This window comes from Candidatus Hydrogenedentota bacterium (assembly GCA_018005585.1).
Classification (GTDB): Bacteria; Hydrogenedentota; Hydrogenedentia; order Hydrogenedentales; family JAGMZX01; genus JAGMZX01.
This window is the reverse complement of sequence record JAGMZX010000104.1, coordinates 1-21,134: the sequence shown is the minus strand read 5'-3', so window position 1 is coordinate 21,134 and position 21,134 is coordinate 1. Positions and strand designations below refer to the sequence as shown.

General features: G+C 63.5%; 16 protein-coding genes. 8 read left to right on the top strand and 8 right to left on the bottom strand.

Annotated features, from left to right (window positions below; translation table 11 throughout):
• Positions 1-2,604: PKD domain-containing protein (locus KA184_16315; protein MBP8131143.1), on the top strand; the 2,604-nt coding region annotated here is incomplete at its 5' end.
• A 194-nt stretch (positions 2,605-2,798) separates the two neighbouring features.
• On the opposite strand, the gene KA184_16310 is transcribed toward KA184_16315, so the two are convergent.
• From KA184_16310 to KA184_16290, 5 genes are all read right to left on the bottom strand, one after another.
• The gene (locus tag KA184_16310; protein ID MBP8131142.1) at positions 2,799-3,017 is read right to left on the bottom strand and encodes a hypothetical protein; all 219 of its coding nucleotides are present in this window, start codon (positions 3,015-3,017) and stop codon (positions 2,799-2,801) included.
• 280 nt (positions 3,018-3,297) lie between these two features.
• The gene (locus KA184_16305; protein MBP8131141.1) at positions 3,298-4,740 is read right to left on the bottom strand and encodes a DUF1080 domain-containing protein; all 1,443 of its coding nucleotides are present in this window, start codon (positions 4,738-4,740) and stop codon (positions 3,298-3,300) included.
• Positions 4,741-4,877: 137 nt separating this feature from the next.
• Positions 4,878-5,879, bottom strand: coding sequence for an ABC transporter permease (locus KA184_16300; GenBank protein ID MBP8131140.1), 1,002 nt, complete (start codon positions 5,877-5,879; stop codon positions 4,878-4,880).
• A 12-nt stretch (positions 5,880-5,891) separates the two neighbouring features.
• Positions 5,892-6,887 carry an ABC transporter permease gene (locus KA184_16295; protein ID MBP8131139.1) on the bottom strand — a complete coding sequence of 332 codons (996 nt, stop codon included), beginning with the start codon at positions 6,885-6,887 and terminating at the stop codon, positions 5,892-5,894.
• Positions 6,888-6,923: 36 nt separating this feature from the next.
• The gene (locus KA184_16290) at positions 6,924-8,504 is read right to left on the bottom strand and encodes a peptide-binding protein (protein MBP8131138.1); all 1,581 of its coding nucleotides are present in this window, start codon (positions 8,502-8,504) and stop codon (positions 6,924-6,926) included.
• A 197-nt stretch (positions 8,505-8,701) separates the two neighbouring features.
• On the opposite strand from KA184_16290, the gene KA184_16285 reads away from it, so the two are divergent.
• From KA184_16285 to KA184_16265, 5 genes are all read left to right on the top strand, one after another.
• The gene (locus KA184_16285) at positions 8,702-9,130 is read left to right on the top strand and encodes a redoxin domain-containing protein (protein ID MBP8131137.1); all 429 of its coding nucleotides are present in this window, start codon (positions 8,702-8,704) and stop codon (positions 9,128-9,130) included.
• A gap of 28 nt (positions 9,131-9,158) precedes the next feature.
• Positions 9,159-9,785, top strand: a complete 627-nt coding sequence (locus KA184_16280; protein ID MBP8131136.1) for a redoxin domain-containing protein — start codon at positions 9,159-9,161, stop codon at positions 9,783-9,785.
• A gap of 120 nt (positions 9,786-9,905) precedes the next feature.
• Entirely contained in the window at positions 9,906-10,325 is a 420-nt protein-coding gene (locus tag KA184_16275) for a TlpA family protein disulfide reductase (protein ID MBP8131135.1), read from the top strand.
• A 208-nt stretch (positions 10,326-10,533) separates the two neighbouring features.
• Entirely contained in the window at positions 10,534-11,283 is a 750-nt protein-coding gene (locus KA184_16270) for a 6-phosphogluconolactonase (GenBank protein ID MBP8131134.1), read from the top strand.
• A 19-nt stretch (positions 11,284-11,302) separates the two neighbouring features.
• Positions 11,303-12,400, top strand: a complete 1,098-nt coding sequence (locus tag KA184_16265; protein ID MBP8131133.1) for a Gfo/Idh/MocA family oxidoreductase — start codon at positions 11,303-11,305, stop codon at positions 12,398-12,400.
• Here KA184_16265 and pfkA read toward each other — a convergent pair.
• Genes pfkA through KA184_16250 form a run of 3 tightly spaced genes read right to left on the bottom strand, consistent with a single transcriptional unit; the run spans position 12,390 to position 16,352 of the window.
• Positions 12,390-13,361, bottom strand: coding sequence for a 6-phosphofructokinase (gene pfkA / locus KA184_16260; GenBank protein MBP8131132.1), 972 nt, complete (start codon positions 13,359-13,361; stop codon positions 12,390-12,392). The two genes, KA184_16265 and pfkA, sit on opposite strands and share 11 nt — an antisense overlap.
• Positions 13,362-13,386: 25 nt before the next feature.
• Positions 13,387-15,735 (bottom strand): LysM peptidoglycan-binding domain-containing protein, encoded by a 2,349-nt coding sequence (locus KA184_16255; protein MBP8131131.1) that lies wholly within the window; start codon positions 15,733-15,735, stop codon positions 13,387-13,389.
• Between the two features lie 2 nt (positions 15,736-15,737).
• Complete coding sequence (locus KA184_16250; protein ID MBP8131130.1) at positions 15,738-16,352, bottom strand: MBL fold metallo-hydrolase; 615 nt, start codon at positions 16,350-16,352, stop codon at positions 15,738-15,740.
• A gap of 308 nt (positions 16,353-16,660) precedes the next feature.
• Here KA184_16250 and KA184_16245 point away from each other — a divergent pair, with 308 nt between their 5' ends.
• Together KA184_16245 and KA184_16240 are read left to right on the top strand one after the other, a co-directional pair.
• Positions 16,661-18,958 (top strand): DUF4962 domain-containing protein, encoded by a 2,298-nt coding sequence (locus KA184_16245; GenBank protein MBP8131129.1) that lies wholly within the window; start codon positions 16,661-16,663, stop codon positions 18,956-18,958.
• A gap of 498 nt (positions 18,959-19,456) precedes the next feature.
• The coding region (locus KA184_16240; protein ID MBP8131128.1) for a hypothetical protein at positions 19,457-21,134 on the top strand (1,678 nt) is incomplete at its 3' end.

Here is a 21,134-nt window from a genome sequence, read left to right as displayed (position 1 = left end):
ACGGCAGACTCGGACGAGGACGGGTTCATCAAACTCAACGAACTGTTGCGCATTATCCAGTTTTACAATGTGGGCGAGTTCCACTGCCAGACGGGCACGGAAGACGGGTATGCGCCTGGCCCGGGTGACCAGACGTGCGCACCCCATAACGGAGACTATGACGGTGGGCCAAACTGGCGTATTACGCTGGTCGAGCTGTTGCGCGTCATCCAGTTCTACAATTCCTGCGGCTATGAAGTGAACGCGGAAGGCGAAGATGGTTTCGCGCCGATTCCGTGTCCGGGTGAGGGGGAAGGCGAAGGCGAAGGCGAGGGTGAGGGCGAAGGGGAAGGTGAGGGTGAAGGTGAGGGGGAAGGCGAGGGCGAAGGCGAGGGTGAGGGCGAAGGGGAAGGGGAAGGCGAAGGGGAAGAAGGAAGCCCTCCCCAGCCGGCGCAGGTGCTGCTAAGCCAGGAAGCTGAAGATCCGGGTCAATCCGTCTTTGTCGAAATGGATTACAGCACCGACATCGACCAGCTTAACACGCTTGAATTCGAGATTCTTTTTAATAGCAGCGCTCTGATATACGACGGCGCGGCGGAAGGCGTCATTATCGCGGAGGCGGGCAAGTCCTTTTCGGTTACGCCGTTGACTTCGGGCCGCCTCGTTGTTGAGGTCACGGACAGCAGCGGCCAGAACCTGCCGCTGCAAAGCGGCCTTATGGGCACGCTCGCGTTCACCATTTCCGAAAACGTTGAATACGGCGATGTCTACAACTTGCTCATCAATAACGTAACCGCGCGGGATATCTTTGACCAGCCGGCGCCTCTGGACGTGGGCGCGGGTTCTATTACCATCGACTCGGGCGGCGTGCCCATACCGCCCACGGCGGAATTTACCGCCGCGACCCAGTCGACGTTGCCGGGTTTGGCGGTGCTCTTTGAAGACAAGTCGAAGCGGGGAACCGGTTCGAACATGGAATGGTTCTGGGACTTTGGCGACGGCGAGACAAGCCTGGACCGGCATCCCGCGCATGTCTATGGCGCTGCGGGCGTATTCACGGTTTCGTTGACCGTGCAGACCACGGACGGCGAAGACAGTACAACGAAGGCGGACTACATCATTGTAGGGGACTCCGTGCGTGTCTACGTGGACAAGGACAACACGGATGGGCCATTCGACGGCGAATCCTGGGAGACGGCGTTCCAGACAGTGCAGGAAGGCATTGATGCGGCCGACACCGAGGGCGGCGGCGAGGTCTGGGTGGCCGCGGGCCTGTACAATGAGCAGCGCAGCGACTTGACCGGTTCGTTGCGGCTGAAGGACTTCGTGCTGCTGTACGGCGGGTTCAACGGCACGGAAACGAACGTGAATCAGCGAAACCCGGATATCAACGTCTGTATCATCGACGGCAGCCAGGCCCTCGACGGCAGCGCCGCCTACCACACGGTCATAGGCGCCAGCAACGCCCTGCTGGACGGCTTCACGATTCGCGGCGGGTTCGCGCGCGAATCCGCCTTGTTCCCGTCAACGCAATTGGGAGGCGGGATGCACAACGCGGGGGTGTCTCCGCAATTGGCCAACTGCATTTTCGAGGACAATCTGGCCGCTACCGTTGGCGGGGCCATGTACAACAGCGGCGGCAAGGTCATCATGGTCGATTGCACGTTCCAGCGCAATATGGTGCTGAACAACGGGACCCCGCATTCCTACGCGTATGGCGGCGCCATATATAGTTTCGGCACGCAGTTGACCACGGTGAATTGCCTGTTTTCGCAGAACGTGGCCGACTCCAACGCCCTCTGGCAGGGAAGCGAAGACGTGGAGTGCCAGGCTTACGGCGGCGCCATGTACAACTTCAGTTGCACCTTGAACATAGCCAATTGCTCCTTCCTGAACAACCGGGCGGATGCGAACGGTCAGGGCAACGGCACTTCCTCCGGCGCCCGGCCCAACGCGTTCGGCGGCGCGCTCTACAACAAATTCTGCTTGCTGTACATGAGCGGTTCCGTCGTGCGCGAGAACGAATCCGAGACCAATAACATTGGCATCTTCGCGGAAGCGGGTGGCGGCGGCATCTACAACGACACATCGACGGCGGTGTACACGAATTCCGTCTTTTTTGGCAACACGACGACGGACTACACGGCCGCGCCGGCCGGCGCCGCCATGTTTAACAGCGGCCTGGTCACCAGCGGGTCCATCACGGTCACCAACTGCACGCTTGCGAGCAACGCCTCCGACTCGGTGCTTGAGGCGCACGCCGGCGGCATCTACAACAAGGATGTGGTCGCCAACATAACCAACTGCATTCTGTGGAATAACAGCGGGCTCGACGTGGCGGGTTCCGGCGCCCTGGCTTCGGTGACATATACGGATGCCATGACGCAGATCGAAGGCGAGGGCAATATCAAGCTACATCCGATGTTCGTGAATCTGGCCGGCGGCACCCTGAGCCTGACCAGCGGATCGGCCTGTATCGACGCGGGGCGCGATACCAGCCCCGGCGAATATGGCGGCGTGGTCACGGACATCCTGGGCGTACCCCGCGGCTTCGACGGAACGGCCGACCCGCGCGGCGACGGGTCCGACTTCGACATGGGCGCTTACGAATACGTCGCCAAGTGACCTGGGGCCGGCGGCACCCCCCTTGAAAGAATGCCCCCGCCGTTCAACTGGCGCAGCCAGGCCGAACGGCGGGGACTTCAGCTTTCTTGGGGCAGGACGCACATCCCGCCCGCACGCTCACTCGTTTGAACAACGGCGTTTCAGATACGCTGTCCACCCAAGCGTTACGTGGAGGCGTGGCGTGTCCCGGCCTCTTAAGAGCCGCCGGACCCCGATGCCTGCGGCAGGCCCGAGCCCGGCCCGACGCCCCACCGCGACGCGTAGTGGCCCTTTTGCCCCTTGCGGCGCGCGCTGGCAAACGTGTCCGCCGATGGCGGGTCTCCGCTCAGGATTGCCTCGTGGATGAAATCCAGTGCGGGCCGGCGCCGTTGCCGGGCCTCGGCCAATATGTCAGTGATAATTCGCCTAATCATACGGAGTTCCTTTCATTTGTCGATTATCTCAATCGATAAAGAGCATGTTCTGTGCCAATTCGCATATGATCTTATAATGACTAGACTTATGTGAGATTTCGGCAAACGCCGAAGCCATCTCTTGGTTCAAAAAACGTCTCATAGCGTCTCAGAAATGTATCGATACGTTTCATAACGTATCGTTACTGAAGCAGGCTTCCATAGGCAGAAAGACAGGAAGACGCAATACACGCGCTGGAAAGGTGCATCTTTCGGGAAACGGTATGCGCCGACCTTGGGGCTAGAGTCTCTGTACGCGGACGTTACGAAAACGGACCACGGCGTGTTCGTCGTGGTTCTGCAGGCCGATGAAGCCCTTGCGGGACCGGGTCTGGACCGTATCGAGCACGGTTCTGCCGTTCATTTCGATGACGATACGGTCGCGGCGGGCCGTGATGGTGACGGTATTCCACTGTCCCGCCTCGCGCACGCGGTTTTCGGAGGGGGCGGCAAGGTCGTACAACGCCGTGGCGCCCTGTTTCGACGGTGGGACGCCGTGGCCGTCGACGATCTGCATCTCGTAGCCGGTGAAGGCGGGGTTCTTTTCGGCTGCGCTGCGGAAGAACACGCCGCTGTTGCCGGCCTCGTTGATCGCATATTGCAGTTCGAGACGGAAATCCTCGTACTCGCGCTCCTTGCGCAGCCAGGACCCCGTCACCTCGGGATTCGTGGACCAGTTGCGCCCGTTACGCCCGATGAGTTCGCCGTTCTCGAAGGTCCAATCGCCGCCTTCGACCACGACCCAGCCGGCCAGGTCTTGACCGTTGAACATGGGCAAGCGCTGCTTGAAATCTTCGCGGATGCGCAGCAACAGCGCTCGCGTCTTGTGTACGGCTTCCGCTTCGTCCTGTTGCTCCGTGGCGCCGGACTCGACACCTACGTAACCGGTGTAACCCGCGTCGCGCACGATGCGCATCATGCGGTGGAAATCGGTCTCCGCAACGTCGCCGCCACCGGTGAAACCCATGGCCTTCGCGCTGACGGCCTTTGCGTGGGGCATGAGCGCTTCGACCGCGTCGTAGCGGTCGATTTCGGGAGGGAAGTTGCCGAAATCCGGCAGAGCGCCGAAATTGGGTTTGCCTACCGCGCGCACGACGCCCGTCAGCCAGGCCGGATCCGACGACGGACCGCCATGGTTCTCGATGACGACGTTGATGCCCCGCGGCGCGGCGTAATCGGCAAGTTGCGCGCAACTGTCCGCGACGAGCCGCGCGAGTTCTTCCGGCTGTTCCGCGCCGCGCGCGTTCACGCGCACCGTGACGCACCCGAGGAAGGCCGCCGCGTCGATCCACGCCCGTGTGTTCTCGACTGCCCGCGCGCGTTCCGCTCCGTCCGCCGCGCCCAGCGGGCCGTTCGTATCGAGCATGATCAGCCCCAGGCGCACCCCGTCGTCTTCGGCGCGCTGCTTCAATTCGCCGAGATATGTCGTGTCCTGCGCCTTGTCGGCGAAGAACTGGTCCACGAATTCGACGCAATCGATGCCGAATTCAGTCCGGGCCACGTGCGGGAAAAGGAGGTTCGTGAGCTTGCCGGCGCGGATGCTCTTCACGAGCGACCACTCGGCCAGCGAGATGAGAAACGGTTCCGGGCCGCTCTCGGCGCCGAACGCGAAACGCGGGGCTGCCGGCATGGCCGAGCCGCACGCAACGGCAGTGCTCAACGCGAGGAACTCTCTGCGGGTCATGGCGCGATTCCTCCTTTGCTAGAATGCTTGAGGAAAGGATAGCAGCAGCGGCGCGGCGATGCACACTCGGGAACGGGGAACCACGTCTGAACGCGGTGAGCAGAGAGCGGCGGGCGACAGGGGCGCAGCCGCGGCGCTCACTCCCGCAGGCGGGGGTCCATCGCGTCGCGGAGGCCTTCGCCGACCAGGTTAAAGGCAGTCACGGTCACGAACACGGCCAGTCCGGGGAAGGTGACGAGCCACCACGCGTAGGTGCGCCCGTGCGCCTGCCTGAGCAACTCGCCCCAACTCGCGGTGGGAGGCGACACGCCAAACCCGAGGAAACTCAAGCCGGACTCGGCGAGAATCGCGCCCGCGACGCCGAAAGTCGCGCTCACGAAAACAGGACTGAGCGCGTTCGGCAGGATGTGGCGGAAGATGATGCGGAGGTCTCTCAGGCCGGTTGCGCGCGCCGCGGTGGCGTAGTCCTGGGCTTTCTGTTTGAGGAATTCGCCGCGCACCAGGCGCGCGATGCCTGGCCAGCCGGTGAGCCCGAGCACCACCATAATGTTCCAGATGCTGGGTTGCAGGATTGCCATGACGGTGATGATGAAAAAGAAAGTGGGGAACACGAGCATGATCTCGATGAGCCGCAGGATCACCGCGTCCACTGTGCCGCCGTAATAGCCCGCAAAGGCGCCAAGAATGACGCCGATCAGCACGGAAATGCCCACGGCGACGAAGCCGATGCTCATCGAGATGCGCGCGCCCCAGACCATGCGGCTGAGCACGTCGCGGCCCGTGGCGTCCGTGCCGAGCCAGTTGTTGCGCGTCGGCGGCCCGTAGGTGGGGCCAACGTAAGGCCGCGTGGGCGAATGGGGCACGGGCGGGCGCAGCGCGTACTCGCCTTCGCCGGGCGTCCACCGGTCGAAATTGCTGTACAAGTTCTCGGCGCGCAGGTCCGCATACGAGATGATATTGGGGAACCAGTAGGTCGAACCGTTTCTTACCAGGAACAACGGGACATCGCCCGCGAGGAACGGCGCGGCGACGGCCGTCACGCCCATGAGCGCGACGACAACGAGTCCGGCCATGGCGGCGGGATTGCGGCGGTATTGCCGCCACACCAGGCGCCAGTAGCTCTGTTTGCTCTTCGCCATTACGCGACCGCCTTACTCCAGCTTAATCCTCGGGTCGACCAGCGCGTACATGATGTCCGAGATCAAGAGTCCAAGCAGCGTCAGCAGGGCCGTTATGGAGAAGATGCCCATAAGCAACGGATAGTCGCGGTCCTTCACGGCCTCGAAGGCAAGCTGGCCCATGCCGGGAATCGAGAAGATGTATTCGATGATGATGCTGCCGCCGATCAGGGCGGGCAACAGCCCGCCCAGCAGCGTCACAATGGGAATCAGCGAATTACGCATCGCGTACTTGTACACGATTACGTTTTCGCTGAATCCGAACGCGCGCGCGGAACGAATATAGTCCTGACGAATGATATCGAGCATGCCGGTGCGCATGTAGCGCGACAGCCCGGCCAGACCGCCGTAGACCATGCAAAACAGGGGCAGCACCATGTGCCAGGCGCGGTCCGCGAGCCAGCGTCCCCACGGCCATTCGCTCGCGCCGAGCGAATTGATGCCGTGGCTGGGGAACCAATAGAGCCACTGGCCGCCGCCGAGGAACGTGATGAGCAGCATGGCCACCCAGAAGCTGGGGAGGCTGTAGAGTAGAAACAAGATGAGCGTGAGGATGCCGTCGGTCCAGGTGCGTTTGTGCGTTGCGGAAAACACGCCTGCGGGTATCGCGATAAGATAGATGAGCAATACCTCGAGTACGTTGAACTGCAGCGTGACGGGCAGGGCCTTGGCGATGGCCTGGCCAACGGAGCCGTCACGATAATAGCAATTGCCGAAGTCGAGGCGCACCAGCCGGCCCAGCCACTTCAGGTATTGCACAGGAATGGGCTTGTCAAGGCCGTAGAGCGCCTTTGTCTCCTGGATAATGCGTTCGGTGTCTCCCTCGGTGCGCAGCGCGCCCTCCACGGTGCGCAGCTTCATATAGACGGGGCTTCCGGGCGCGAACTGGATGATGCAGAAGGTCATGAGGCTGATGCCGATAAACGTCGGCGCCATAAGGAGCAGGCGTCTCAGAATATACGTTTTCACCAGTCACTCACCGTCGCCGTCCGGTTTGTCCTATTGCTATTGCTGAATCAGGCGCCATTCGCGCTGGTCCGGGCCGAACGGATAAATGGTCACGCCGCCGACGCGCTTGTCCACCGCCAGCAGCGATTCCGGGCTGAACATGAACGTGTAGGGCTGCAATTCGTGCAGCATTTCGTGAAAGCGATGGTACAGTTCAATGCGCCGGGCGCGGTCAAACGAGACGCGCGCCTCTTCGATCAGGCGGTCGCCCTCCGGGTTGTTGAACCCGACGTAGTTCGAGCCTTTCTCGATCTGCGACGAGTGCCATATCTGATACGGGTCCGGGTCCGGCGTCATGGCCCAGCCCATCAGGATGGCGTCGAAGTTGCGGCTGTCGACGCGTTCGAGCAGGCTGGCCCATTCCATGGGACGGATAGTCATGACGACGCCGGCGCGCCTGAACTCGTCCTGCGCGATAGTGCAGATCTGTTCGGCGACCGGATTGGCGTTCGTGATGAGTATCTCGAACTGGAACGGTACGCCGCCCTTGTCGCGCACGCCGTCTCTGTCCGTGTCGGCCCAGCCCGCCTGATCAAGCAGTTGCGCGGCGGCGGCGGGGTCGAAGGGCCATGGCTGAATCGCTTCGTTGTTCTCCGGCGTGCCGGTCATGAAGACGCCGGATACGGTCCGCGCATGGCCGTAAAACACGGTCTCGCGGATGCGTTCGCGGTCCACCATCATGGTCAGGGCGCGCCGGACCAACGCTTCGCTGAAATATGGCTTGCGGCTGTTCCAGCCGATGTAGTTGAAGTTGGGCAGGTAGAACGTGTACTTGTTGAAGCGTTCGTCGAACGACGGCGTTTTCGCGCGCCGCTCCCAATCCTCGGCGCGCACGTTCATCACGTCGAGGTCGCCCGCGGCAAGCACCTGAAAGGCTACGTTGTCGTCCGTGATAACGCGATAGATCTTCTTGGCGAAATGGGCCGTCTTGCCGACGGCGCCTCCCCAGTACCGTTCGTTGCGCGCGAGGGTTACCTGCTGGCCCACGTCCCACCGTTCGAGCACGTACATGCCTGAGCCGACGGGACGCGAATTGTTCGGGTGATTGTTGAAATCGCCTTCTCCATAAATGTGGCGCGGAATGATGTACAAACTGCCCAGCATCACCAGGTGAAGGTAGTATGGCTTGCAGCAGGTATACCGGACAGTATAGTCGTCGAGGACTTCGCAGCTCGTGACGTCCTGATAGTAATTGCGCAGATGGGGGGCGTCCGTCTTCGAATCCATCATCTTGTCGAACGTGAACTTCACGTCGTGCGCCGTGAGCGGCGTTCCGTCGGAGAACAACACGTCCTTTCGCAGATGAAACGTGTAGACGAGATGGTCATCCGAAATGTCCCAGCTTTCGGCCACATGCGGGCGCATTTCAAGAGTCTGCGGGTCGCGGTCGAGCAGCCCGTCAAAGATCTGGTCGAGCAGGAGCGCGGAGTAGGCGTCCGTGCTGGTAATCGGGTTCAAATGCGGCATTTCCGCGGGCAAGCGCAGTACCAGCCAATCGGGATGCTCCGGGTTGGAGGCACCGCAGCCCAAAGCCACGGCCGCCAGGAACAAAGCAAGAACTGCCTTTCGCAAACGCATGAAACCACGCTTCCTTTCCCGGGACAGCGGAGACTTCATTCGTTCCGCGCCCGGCTTGCATTTTGAGTGCGGCATGATACCATAAGGGATCCGGGCGCGGGAAAGACAGGAGCGTGCCCCGGAATGGGCGCGCGGTCATGCGTGTTCATGCAATGAAGTCGCGCCGCGCGGGAGACACACCGAAGTTAAGGCGTCATATGAAAAAAGCGGCTGTCCTGTTTGTGCTTGCGGTGCTCGTCATTGCGGGCGCGGATGCGCAGGTCGCGGTCCTTGCCGAACAATATCGCGAGCAGGAGGCGGCTATTCTCGCCATCGACTCGCACTACGATACGTCACCCGAGGAACTCTCCGCCTATGCCGCGTCGCGCACATTGCCCTTCCCAGTACTGAAGGACGCGGGCAATCGATATGCGGACCGAGTCGGCGCGAAACGGACGCCCGAGGTGTTCCTTGTCGATGGCGAGGGGCATCTCGTCCACCACGGCGCGTCCGACAACCGGCGGTTCCCGGGTTCGCCCGGCAGCCGCCCGTACACCGCCGAGGCGTTGAGCGCGTTATTGCATGGGAAACCCGTGCCCGTGCAGGAGGCAAGGGCATGGGGTTGCACGACCAAGCGCGCCGCGTGAGGCGCAAGGAAATGGAGGATAGAAGTCTATGCGGAAATCAAAACACTTTGCACTGGCGGCTGGTCTCGGGATTGCGGTAACGGCTATGTTGGCAGGGTTTCTGCCGGGCTGCGGTTCGGCGGATTCGCAGGCGGACCTGAAGCCGCTGGCCGTGGGCTCCGTTGTCCCCGACTTCAAACTGACCGATGTGACCGGAACGGAACATACTCTTGCCCAGTACAAGGGCAAGGTGGTCGCCCTCGTGTTCACCTCGCAGGAATGTCCCTATTCGCGCGGGGCGGACCCGCAACTCGCCGATATCGCGCGGAAATATGCCGAGAAAGGCGTGGTTGTCCTGTCTATCGATTCGCACAAGGACACAACGCCGGAACAGATCAGGCAATACCGGGACGACAAACAGCTTCCATTCCCGATTCTGAAAGACCCGGGCAACAAATACGCGGACGCCGTAGGCGCAAAGCAGACGCCGGAGGTGTTCTTGGTGGACAAGAAAGGCAAGCTCGCCTATCACGGCGCGTTCGATGATCGCCGCGGCACCGATGAACCGGGTGAAACGCCCTACCTCGCGAACGCCATCGAGGCCTTGCTCGCCGATAAAACCCCGGACCCGGCGGACACCAGGCAGTGGGGTTGCTCCATCAAGCGCGCAAGCTGAACCGTGATTTCGCGCTCCTCACATACGATGCCGCGGCCCAGGTCCTTCCTGGCCGCGGCGTCTGCAGCCGTCTTGGCGTTGGCGGGGTGCGCGCCGTCCGCGGTGGAGCCGCCCAAGGGCGTGGACACGGCGTCCGCGGAACGCATCGCGGCGCTGGTGAACGCCGCGGAGGGGAAGACGCTCGTGGTGAACCTGTGGGCGACGTGGTGCGCGCCGTGCGTCGCGGAAATGCCGGAATTCGCGGCGTTTTACAACGGCCGCGACGTTGAAAAAGCGGTGTTTCTAAGCATATCGCTCGACGACCCCAAGAAGATCGGCGAAACGGTTCGCGCTTTTCATGAGAAACAGCAGTTGCCGTTCCCCGTGCTTGTGCTGGACGCCGAGAGCGGCATTTCGCAACTTGATAAGGCTTTGCGCACGGAACTCAGCGGCGTTCTGCCTACGACGCTCCTCTACGACCGCGACGGCCGGCTTGTGAAGACCTGGGAAGGTCCCATCACGCGCGCAATCCTTGAAGAAGCGCTGCAAGCGTTCCTGTAAAGGACGGAAGCGAAGGGAGTCGCGGAAAGCAGGCCATCGCGTTCCACAACCTTCAAAGGGGAATGTTGTTAGAGGTTGGGAACAGGCAGGAATCAGGTTGTTGGGGAAGATTCTCGTTTGTGCCAGTCCCCATGCGGCTCTGCCAACTCGACATGGTGAGCGCGGTCTTGTCATGATGGAGGCCAAGCAAGCGGAGGTTCATGAGTTCATGGCGCGTGAAATGGTTCTTGGCGGTCATGCGCGCATTTGGATCGGGCCGGACTACGAGGCGATGAGCGCGCGCGCAAGCGATTGGCTCGCAGAAGCCATCCGGCGCAAACCGGACATGCTCCTGTGCGTCGCGACGGGCGCCTCGCCGCTCGGCGCATACCGTGGGCTGGCGCGTCAGGCCGCCCGAGGGGCCTTGGCTGTGGATCGGCTGCGCGTTCTGAAGCTGGACGAGTGGGGCCCGCTGCCGCCGGACGACCCGGGTTCGTGCGACGCGTACATACGGCGCGAAGTGCTCGAACCGTTGTGCATCACGCCGAACCGGTATTTCGCGATGCAAGGCGATGCGCGTGACCCCGAGGCCGAGTGCCGCCGTTTCGCGCATGTGCTGGATGGCCTTGGCGCAATCGACGTCGCTGTGCTCGGCGTGGGCGCAAATGGACATGTGGGGTTGAACGAGCCGGGGCCCAGCCTGCACGACGGCGTCCACGTGGCGGAGCTCGCGCCGTCGTCGCAGCGGCACGGCATGCTTGCTTCGGCGCACAGGCAAGCCACGCACGGCCTGACGCTGGGCATGGGCGACCTGCTGCGCGCGCGCAACGTATTGCTGCTGGTGAGCGGCGCGCCCAAGCGCGCGGTCATGCGGACGTTCCTGCAACGCAGGATCGATACACAACTGCCCGCATCGCTGTTGTGGCTGCACGGGGCTCTCACGGTGGTCTGCGACGAGGCCGCGTGGCCCGAAACCTGAGCAACGGGGAGGAAGAAACATGGCGGCAACGGTTGGCGTCGGGCTCGTAGGCTCGCAATTCATCTCCACGATTCACGCGCGCGCGCTGCGGCACTGTCCCGAGGCGCGCCTTGTCGCGGTGGCGTCGCCGACACCGGGCCACGCCGCGCAGTTCGCCGCGGCGCACGGCATCCCCAGTCATTACGGGGATTATCGGGAGATGCTGGCGAATCGGGACGTTGACCTGGTGCTCATCGGCGCGCCGAACCGGCTGCACTGCGCGATCACGCTGGATGCCGCCGCGGCGCGCAAACACGTGGTCGTCGAGAAGCCGATGTGCCTGAACCTGGCCGAGGCGGACCGGATGATCGCGGCGTGCCGAGACGCGGGCGTGAAGTTGATGTACGCGGAGGAACTGTGTTTTGCGCCGAAGTACGTGCGGATGAAACAACTGCTTGACGAGGGCGCGCTGGGCAAGCCGACGCTGATCAAGCAATCGGAGAAACACGACGGCCCGCACGCCGCCCACTTCTGGGACGTGACGCAGAGCGGCGGCGGCGTGACGATGGACATGGGGTGTCATGCCATCGCGTTCTTTCGCTGGATGCTCGGCGGCGCGGCGATCAGGTCCGTCTACGCGCAGATGAACACGCAGGTGCACGGAGACAAGACGCGGGGCGACGACAACGCGCTGATCGTGCTCGAATTCGAGAACGGCGCCGTCGCAATGGCGGAAGAAAGCTGGACGAAGAAAGGCGGCATGGACGATCGGGCCGAAGTGTACGGCAGTGACGGCGCCGCTTACGCGAATCTGCTGCAAGGCAACTCGATTCTCACGTACAGCGGTTCCGGATACGGTTACGCCGTGGAAAAAGCCGGTGAAACGCGCGGCTGGTCTTTTACGATGTACGAGGAGGAATGGAACTACGGTTTCCCGCAGGAGATGGCCCACTTCGTGGGATGCGTGGCCCACGACATGGCCCCGCTTGTGACCGGCGAAGACGGACGCGCCGTGCTCGAAGCTCTATTCGCCGCTTATCAGTCCGCGGCCGTTGGCGCGAAGGTGCGGCTGCCGTTCCGGACGAACGCCGCGTCGCCTTGGGAACTGTGGCGCGGCGGCGAAGCGGTCACACGCTAAGCACGCGCGAGACCCGGAGGAGGTCCGGGTCGAATCGCGTGCGCTCTTCCCAAGCGTCGGCGAGGGGCCGCAATACAAGACCGGACCCGCGGACGCCGACCATCTTGCAGGTTTCGCCTTCAAGCAGGGCCTCAACGGCGCGCACGCCCATCCGGCTTGCCAGCACGCGGTCGAAGGCCGTGGGGCTGCCGCCGCGCTGCAAATGGCCGATCACGGCCACGCGCGCGTCCTTGAACTCCGAATTGTCCGCAACCTGCTTTGCAATGAGGAGCGCGTTGCCTGCGTCGTCGCCTTCCGCGACCACCACGATCATCGATGATTTGCCTTTGTCGCGGCCCAGGCGCAGCGCGGCGACGAGCGCGTTGATGTCGGTGGGCTCCTCCGGCGTCAGCACTTCTTCCGCGCCGCCGGCCAAGGCGCACATCATGGCGATGTAACCGCTGTTCCGCCCCATGACCTCGACAAAGAAGATGCGGCCGTGGGACGCGGCCGTGTCGCGCACGCGGTCGATCGCTTCCATCGCGATGTTCATCGCCGTGTCGAAGCCGATCGTGTAATCCGTGCCGCCGATGTCGTTGTCGATGGTGCCCGGCAGCCCGATACAGGCGACGCCGTGCTCTTCGTATAGCGCCTGCGCGCCGCGGTAGGAGCCGTCGCCGCCGATGACCACCAGCCCTTCGATTCCATGTTCGCGCAGGCGCGCCGCGGCCGCGGCGCGGCCCGCCGCCTCGTGGAATTGCGTGCAGCGCGCCGTGCGCAGGATCGTGCCGCCGCGGTTAATGATGCCGCTCACCGAGCGCGCGGTCATGGGCTCGATCGCGCCGTCGATGAGGCCCCGGTAGCCGTGGTGGATCCCGGAAACCTCGAGGCCGCGCGCCGCCGCGGCGCGGACCACGGCCCGGACGGCGGCGTTCATGCCGGGCGAATCGCCGCCGCTGGTGAGAACGCCGATGCGCTTCACTGGCGGTACTCCTGCTTCGGCCCGCTCAGCCGGGCTTCTTCTTGACGTAGACGACGTACTCGTCGCCGATGTGCAGCGTGGCGCGCCGCGTCAATCCGTTCCATTTGAGGAAATCATCGAGGGACACGCCATACTTGTCCGCGATGATGCTTGGGTTGTCGCCGCGCCGCACGGTGTGCGTGACCTTCTCCGTATCCGGGGGCACATCCGCCTGCGTTTGCGCGGCGGGCGTCTGCGCCTCCGGAGCGGGCGCGGGCGTTTCCGGCGCGTCCGCTTCTTCCGCGGGTGGCGCGCCTTGCACGTACACAATCAATTCGTCGCCGATATGCAGCGTCGAGCGCCGCGACAGGTTGTTCCACTTGAGCAAGTCGTCAATGGCGACGCCGTACTTGTGCGCGATCGTGCTGGGGTTGTCGCCGCGCGCCACGGTATGCGTGAGCTTTGACGGTTCCCCGGGCGCAGGTTCGGGCGGCGCGGGTGGTTCTGGCGCGGCGGGCGTCTGCGCTTCCGGCGCGGGCGCGGCGCCTTCCGGAGTGGTTTCCGGGGCGCCGGACGGTTCCGCGGCGGGAGGCACTTCGAGGAGATGCTCTTCCGTGGGCTCGACCAGGGGCGGCGCCTTCGCGGCGAAGTCCAACGTACGCGCGCGCCATTCGGCGATTGCGCCCACGGCGTTGGCCTCGATATGGCGGCCCGCGTCGTCAAGCGCCTCGGCTTCATTCATGAGCCGCAACACCTCCTCGAGCAGCCAATCGCCCCGTTCGCGGGCCTCCGTGCCCGTCAGATACAGGGCACGGTATTCCTCGCATTTTTCAAGGCGATTGGCCAGCGGGGTGGCGAAGGATTCGCCGATGTCCTCCTGGAGCACGCACAGCGAACGGAGCAGGTCCGCAAGGCCGCCCAAGGCGGGCGCGGCCGCTTCCTTCGGCAGGCCGCCTTGCTGCCAGGCTTCCTCGAGGAACGGGAACGCACGCAGCAGAAACAGAAAATTCGCGCGGCCCAACCCTTCCGTCTTGGCGGCTGCTATCTCGCCGATGCGCTGCATCAACAGAGGAGGCAGCTGTTCCCGGAGCGCCTGCTGCGCCGCGAATATGCGCGCCTGCCGCACGGCCTGGTTGCGCGCGGCCGCGTTCAGGACGGTGCCGCCGGTTCCGCACAGATATGCGGGCTGCGGCGAAAGCGTGACGGCCACCGCGCCCTCCTTCACCTCGGGCGGCGGCAATTCATTGTGGTAGACGTCGAAGAGGCGCAGTCCCTGTGCCGCGCCCACGGGGACGCGCACCTTTGCGCTTTCCTTGTTCGCGTGCAACACGATGCACCAGCGTTCGCAGTTGCGGAAGACGTTGCCCGTAATCCCTTCCGGCAGGGAAAGCGGGCCAGCCGGGTCGTGCGCGTCGAGCACGCCGTTGATGCCGCTGAGTGCGGCGAAGTCCTGTCCCGGGCGTCCGTTGTAAACGCGACCCGTGTTGAATCCGAGGCTGGTGAACCCGGCCGCGAGCCGGGCGGCGAGTTCCTGTGCGAGGGGGAGCGCGTCCTCTCCAAGGGAGGCGGCATGCAGGCGCCAGCGCTCCTGCCCTGTGCGGCGGGCCACATACTGGATGGCCGCAACCTGTTCCCAGGACAAAGCTCCGCCCTCGATGACCAGTTCTCGCGCGTGCGTTACCACGGGCGGCTGCAGCAGTGCGGCCAAATCCGCGTCCGGCGTCGCAACGGCCGCTATCGGGGCGGTAACCCCGGCCTTGCGCAGCGCGTCGGCAAATGCCGCGAACCGCTCCGCGCCCGGCGCGCGCACGTCCCATCGCGCGGGCGCCGCAGGGAAACGCGCGGCCAGCGCGGCCGCGTCTGAAACCGCCTGAGCGTCCACGGCGACAATGATGCCGAGCCCTTGCGCGGCCGCTGCCGCCGCCTGCGCTTCGGCGTCCGGGTTCGACGCCTCGAGGCGCAGCAGGCCCACGCCGATGCTCTTCAAGGCCAATAACTCGTGTTTGTCCACGGCGCCGGACTGCGCCCATGCGGGCAGCGGCGCGGTTGCGCCCGGTCGTTCCACGCGGCAGAAGTGTTGTTGTGCATCGACGGGACCGTCCGGCGTTTCAAACCGGATGTCCACCGCGTAGTAGCCTTTTTCGCCGGGCAAATCCTGTAAGGCCCACCAATAGACGCCGTGGGCTGGCAAGTGCAGGGGACCCGAAGCGGCGGTTACGGTCGCGTCGCGGTCGGTGTGATGGGCGGAAAGGCGCACGTTCGTTTCGAGGCTGGTGTCGGACCTCAACTCGACGATGAGCGGGTCATCAACGTAGACGAAGTGGAGCGGCTGGTCCGGAGCCAGGTCGACTTCGACCACCGCCGTCAGGGCGAGTATGAGTATGCCCCCCAACATGGCTAACCTCCGATAAGGAAGGGGTTCGAGTAGCGTTCCCTGCCGATAGTTGTGTCGGGACCGTGGCCGCTGTAGACGATGGTTTCGTCGGGCAGCACCAGCAATCTGGTCCGGATGCTATGGAGCAGCGTTCCGTAGTCGCCGCCCCAGAGGTCCGTGCGGCCTATCGAGCCCGCGAAGAGCACATCGCCGTCAAACACGGCGCCGTCCGCCGCCAGGGTGATGTGTCCCGGCGAATGGCCCGGCGTGAACAGGACCTTCAAGGTCACTGAGCCGACCGTGACCTCGTCGCCTTCGTTCAGAAACCGCGAAGGCTCGGGCGACGGTGGAAAAGGGACCCCGAACATGGATCCCTGTTGCTCCAGGGTTCGCAGCAAGGGCAATTCCGCCTCATGGCAGGCCAGCGGGGCGCCCGTGAATTGGACCATCTCGGCGTTGCCCCCGCAATGGTCGCAATGACAGTGCGTATTGATGATCATTTTGACTTGAACATCGGCTACGGCCCGTTTGAGCGATTCCGTGGCGTCGCCGGGGTCTATAACGACGGCTTCGCGGCCGTCTTTCAGGACATAACAGTTGGTCAAGAAGGGGGTAAGCGCGAAACCTTGGATTTCCACCGCAAGACTCCTTTGGGCCCCATGCTACCTGCCGCGCGAAAAACCTGTCAAGGCGTCCTATGCCCGGCCCGGCGCCTTCCCGGGCCTGGCAGACCGTCTAACAATCCCTCAAGAGGCCGCGCGGGTTTCCTGGAAAAGGCGAAACACCGGCTTGCACGGTGGAGTCGTATGTGACGGGTGATACCGTGTCGGAGGCTGGAACCGAACGCATGCAGGAGCAGAGAAAAGGCATGAAATCGCGTCACGCAGCCGCCATTCCTGGCATATTCCTCTTACTCGCGCACGCATCTTTATACGGAGCGGTCCCTTTGGACGAAAGCCCGGCGGACGCTGGCTCATGGGGCTACCGCCCGGAAGATGGCGCCTCGGTTGCCGTCAGCCCGCCGTCCTTTACATGGCGGCCCCAGGACTATCCTTGTTCCTATAGACTGCAGATTTCGGCATCGACTGCGTTCAAACCGCTGGTGCTGGACCGCGTGGCCATCCCCTGGAACGCCTATTGCCCGGCGTCGGCATTGCCGCCGGGCGAATACTTCTGGCGGTATGCGGCAGTTACCGCGGCGGGGGAACAAACGGCGTGGAGCCAGGTCCGCCGGTTTCACGTCCCCGAAGATGCCATACCGTTTCCGCAACCCGGCCGGGAAGAATTGCTGCGCCGGCTGCCGCAGGAACACCCGCGCCTGTTCTTCCGGCCAGGGGATGTGCCGCGCCTGCGGGCCTTGGCACAAGGTCCGATGGCGGGTCCATTCCTGGAACTGCGCCAAAAGGCCGACAAACTGCTGGTCGCGCCGCCGGACACCTCGGAACCGCCGCTGTATCCGAAGGGCACGGAGTTCAAGGGCGAGGAATGGAAGAAGATTTGGTGGGGTAACCGCATGCGCGCGATTGCGGTGGGGGACGGCGCGGCCCTGCTCGGTTTCGTCTATCAGATGACCGGCGAGGAACGGTATGCGCGCGGCGCGCGCGACCTGCTCCTGGCGTTGTGCGCCTGGGACCCGGAGGGCTCGACGCAGTACAAGTACAACGACGAGGCGGCAATGCCGCTGCTGTATATGCCCTCGCGTGCGTTCAGTTGGACCTATGCCGCGCTCACGGCGGAGGAGCGTGCGCGCATCAGCACGATGATGCAGGCGCGCGGACGCCAGGCCTATGAACACTTGCAGCGATGCAAACACCTCTGGTTCCCCTTCGAAAGCCACCGCAACCGCGCCTGGCATTTCCTCGGCGAACTGGCGACGGCGTTTTACGGCGAGATTCCGGAAGCGGGCGAGTGGCTCGATTACGCCATGACCATTTTCTACACGGCGTACCCGGTCTGGGGCGGCACGGAAGGCGGCTGGCATGAGGGCGTGGGCTATTGGGCCAGCTACATGGAGCGGTTCCTCTATTGGGTCTACATGGTGCGCGCCGCCTTCGGCATCGACGCCTTCCAACAGCCCTACTTCCGTGAGGCGGGCTACTATCCGCTCTACGTGACGCCGCCCGGTTCCCGTACCGCCGGATTCGCCGACATGGGCTCGACCACCGGCTCGGACCGCTCCGCCCGGCTCATGGCAGTTCTGGCCTCGGCCGCGGGGAATCCCTATTGGCAATGGTACGCCGGCCAACATGGCAACCCGTTTCCCGACGGCTATCTGGGATTTCTCTACGCTGCTTGCCCCGGCCCGGATGTCGCGCCCGTGATTCAGGAACCCGGGCAAGATGCCCGCGGCGGACATGCCACGCCCCGGCCGCCCTCCGGTCTGCCGCAGTCCCGCGCGTTCCGTGATGTCGGACTTGCCGCCCTGAACACCACGCTGCTGGATGTAACACAAAACGTGCAGGTAATCTTCAAGAGCAGTCCCTATGGCCGCGTAAGCCACGGTTACAACGCCAACAACGCATTCCTGCTTCACCTCGGCGGCCGGCCGGTCTTCATTGCGTCCGGACGCCGCGATATCCACGGCAGCCCGCACCACCGCCTGTGGATGTGGGAAACGAAGTCGGACAACGCGATACTCGTGGACGGCGAAGGGCAGATGGTCCATACGCCGGAGGCGCGCGGGTGTCTCACCCATTTCCACACGTCGGAGCGGCTTGACGTGGTTGCGGGCGAAGCGGGCGCCTCGTACAAGGGGCTCGACCGGTGGGCGCGGCGCATCCTGTTCTTCAAGCCGTATGCAGTGCTCATCCACGACCTGGTCATAGCGCCGGAACCCGCCACGTATCAGTGGCTGCTTCACGCGCCGGGCCCGTTCGAGACCGGCGAAAATGCCATGCAGTGGCAGGGCGAACCTGGCCGCGTGGATGTGCGGTTCCTGCATCCGCAAGCGCTCACCATCACGCAAACCGACAAGTTCGATATGCCGCCCGCGCCATGGGCCGGATTCAAACTGAACGAATGGCACCTGACCGCCGCGACGGCCGAGAAAACCGCGCGGCAGGAATTCCTTACGTGGTTTGTCATCAATGGCGCCGCGGCGAAGGCTGTAATGAGTGAGGCCGGAGACGAGCGCGAGGTGCGTGTCTCCCTGCCCTGGGGCGATGCGGCTGTCCGTCTCCGCTGGGACGGCTTTGTGGTCTCGGGCGACGGCGTGGCCTGCGCATTCGAGGATACCGCCCCGTAAGAGGTTGCGCGCGTCGGCCGCATGGTGGAGTGTCAGCATCGCGGTTTCCGGACCGGCGATGTTCAGGGATTCCCGCGCCGGTGGGGCGCATGGGTGCGCGCGCCCGGCGGGTATTCGCAAAACCGGAGGTCAATCTGCTAGACTCCACCGAACCGGAATTCTGTCGCCTATTGTGACCCCTCGAGGAAGGGAAGTTATGACTATCCTGGAACAACTTATCGAGTTTCTGGAAACGTTCGGCGCCATTTCGCAATTGCTGAATTTTGTAATGATCGTGCTGCGGGCGCTCGGCCTCGGCGTGTAATTGCCGGCGCGCCGTCCTTTCAACGCGACTCGAGGCCACGCATGGCGCAAGACGGGGGCGTGCGTGTCCATTGAATATGTTAGAATGTTTTGTGAAGGATGACCGGCGTTCCATGCAGGATTGAAGACGGGTGTATGGTGTGTCATGCCCGCGCGCGTGCCGATGCCCGGTGGGTCCGAGGGGAGAGCGATGTTGTGGCCGAGCGAATCTTGAAGCGGCGTCTGGGCGGCGTGTTCACTTTGGCGGCATTGTGCTGCGTCCTGCTCGCGGGGCGCGGCGCCGGGGCGGCGACAGACTGGTTTACGGAACGCTTCTACATCGGCCCGGATATCGGCAATCATTCCATTACGTTCACACCGGACGGGTCCGAGAACTTCTACAGCGCGTGCCTGACCAGCGTCTCGTCATACCCGACGGACCCGGCGGGCGGCACCGCGGTGACCATGGGAAATGACGATTATGCCGGCGTGTCTCTGCGCCCCGGCAACAGCGTGTGGTTCTATGGGGTCGAGTATACGGCAGTCTTTATTGGAAGCAATGGATTCCTGACCTTTGCTGCTGGCGACACAGACAACAGCGAGAGTGAGGGCCATCATTTCTCGGCGCCGCGTATCTCGGGTTATCTGCATAATCTGGACCCGACGCGTGGCGGTTCCATATCGTATCTCGAGCTTTCGAACCGTCTGGTAGTGACGTTCCATCGTGTGTCCGAATACCAGTTGGTCCCGATTACTGATCCCGAGACCTCCTTTCAAGTTGAGCTGTTTTTCAACGGTGTTATTCGCATCACGTGGCTTGAGGTTGAACCTTGGACGGGGTTGGCGGGTTTGTCGGAGGGGAACGGGCAGCCGATCGGCTATACCGAGAGCGACCTGACCCAACAATATCCGCCTTGCGAAGCAGGCGAGGGCGAAGGGGAGGGCGAGGGAGAAGGCGAAGGCGAGGAGGAGCCTGACGCGCCTTGCGCGCGGCCCTGCGAGACGCCGTGTGAAGGGGCCGCGTTCAATCCGCGCGTGCGTGACGCCATTGTGAACATCTATCACATCCCCGCGTATGGCGTGAACCCCGGCACGGCCGACCAGGACGGCAACGGCATGCTGGAAATGGCGCAGGGTCAGATGCTTGACGAAATCTTGTGGCATGCCGGGCTGCCTGTGCACTGCTGTGTGCGCGTCGCGTGGGAACACAACAAGCCGCTGATCGATGCCTACGTCGCGGAATTGCTGAGTGCGCCCAATCCAGGCGTGTTGCTGACGGGTTCGACCCCCGAGAAGATTCAAGCGGCACTCTGCGGGTTCATCACCATCGGAGAGCCGGAAACCGTGGCGCTTGTCGACTGGTTGCTCGCGGACATGCCGGACCGGCCGCCCTTGGACTTGGGCCAGTTCAATTATTCCGCTCGCAAGTATCTCGCATTCTACGGGGACGCGGACGAAGACCCAATCTGCAACTTGGGCGAATACAACGCGACCGTCGAGAGTTTTCTGGATATCCCCGAGTTCCTGGATGTTGTGTTGGACTCGGAGCAGCGTCCCAACGGCGGAGGCTGTATTCCCTGCGACGAGATCGGCGAGGGTGAAGGCGAAGGCGAGGGCGAAGGCGAAGGTGAAGGCGAAGGCGAGGGTGAAGGCGAAGGTGAGGGCGAAGGCGAAGGCGAAGGTGAAGGCGAAGGTGAAGGTGAAGGTGAAGGCGAAGGCGAAGGCGAAGGCGAAGGCGAAGGCGAAGGCGAAGGCGAAGGCGAAGGCGAAGGCGAAGGTGAGGGAGAAGGTGAGGGAGAAGGTGAGGGAGAAGGTGAGGGAGAAGGTGAGGGAGAAGGTGAGGGAGAAGGTGAGGGAGAAGGTGAGGGAGAAGGTGAGGGAGAAGGTGAGGGAG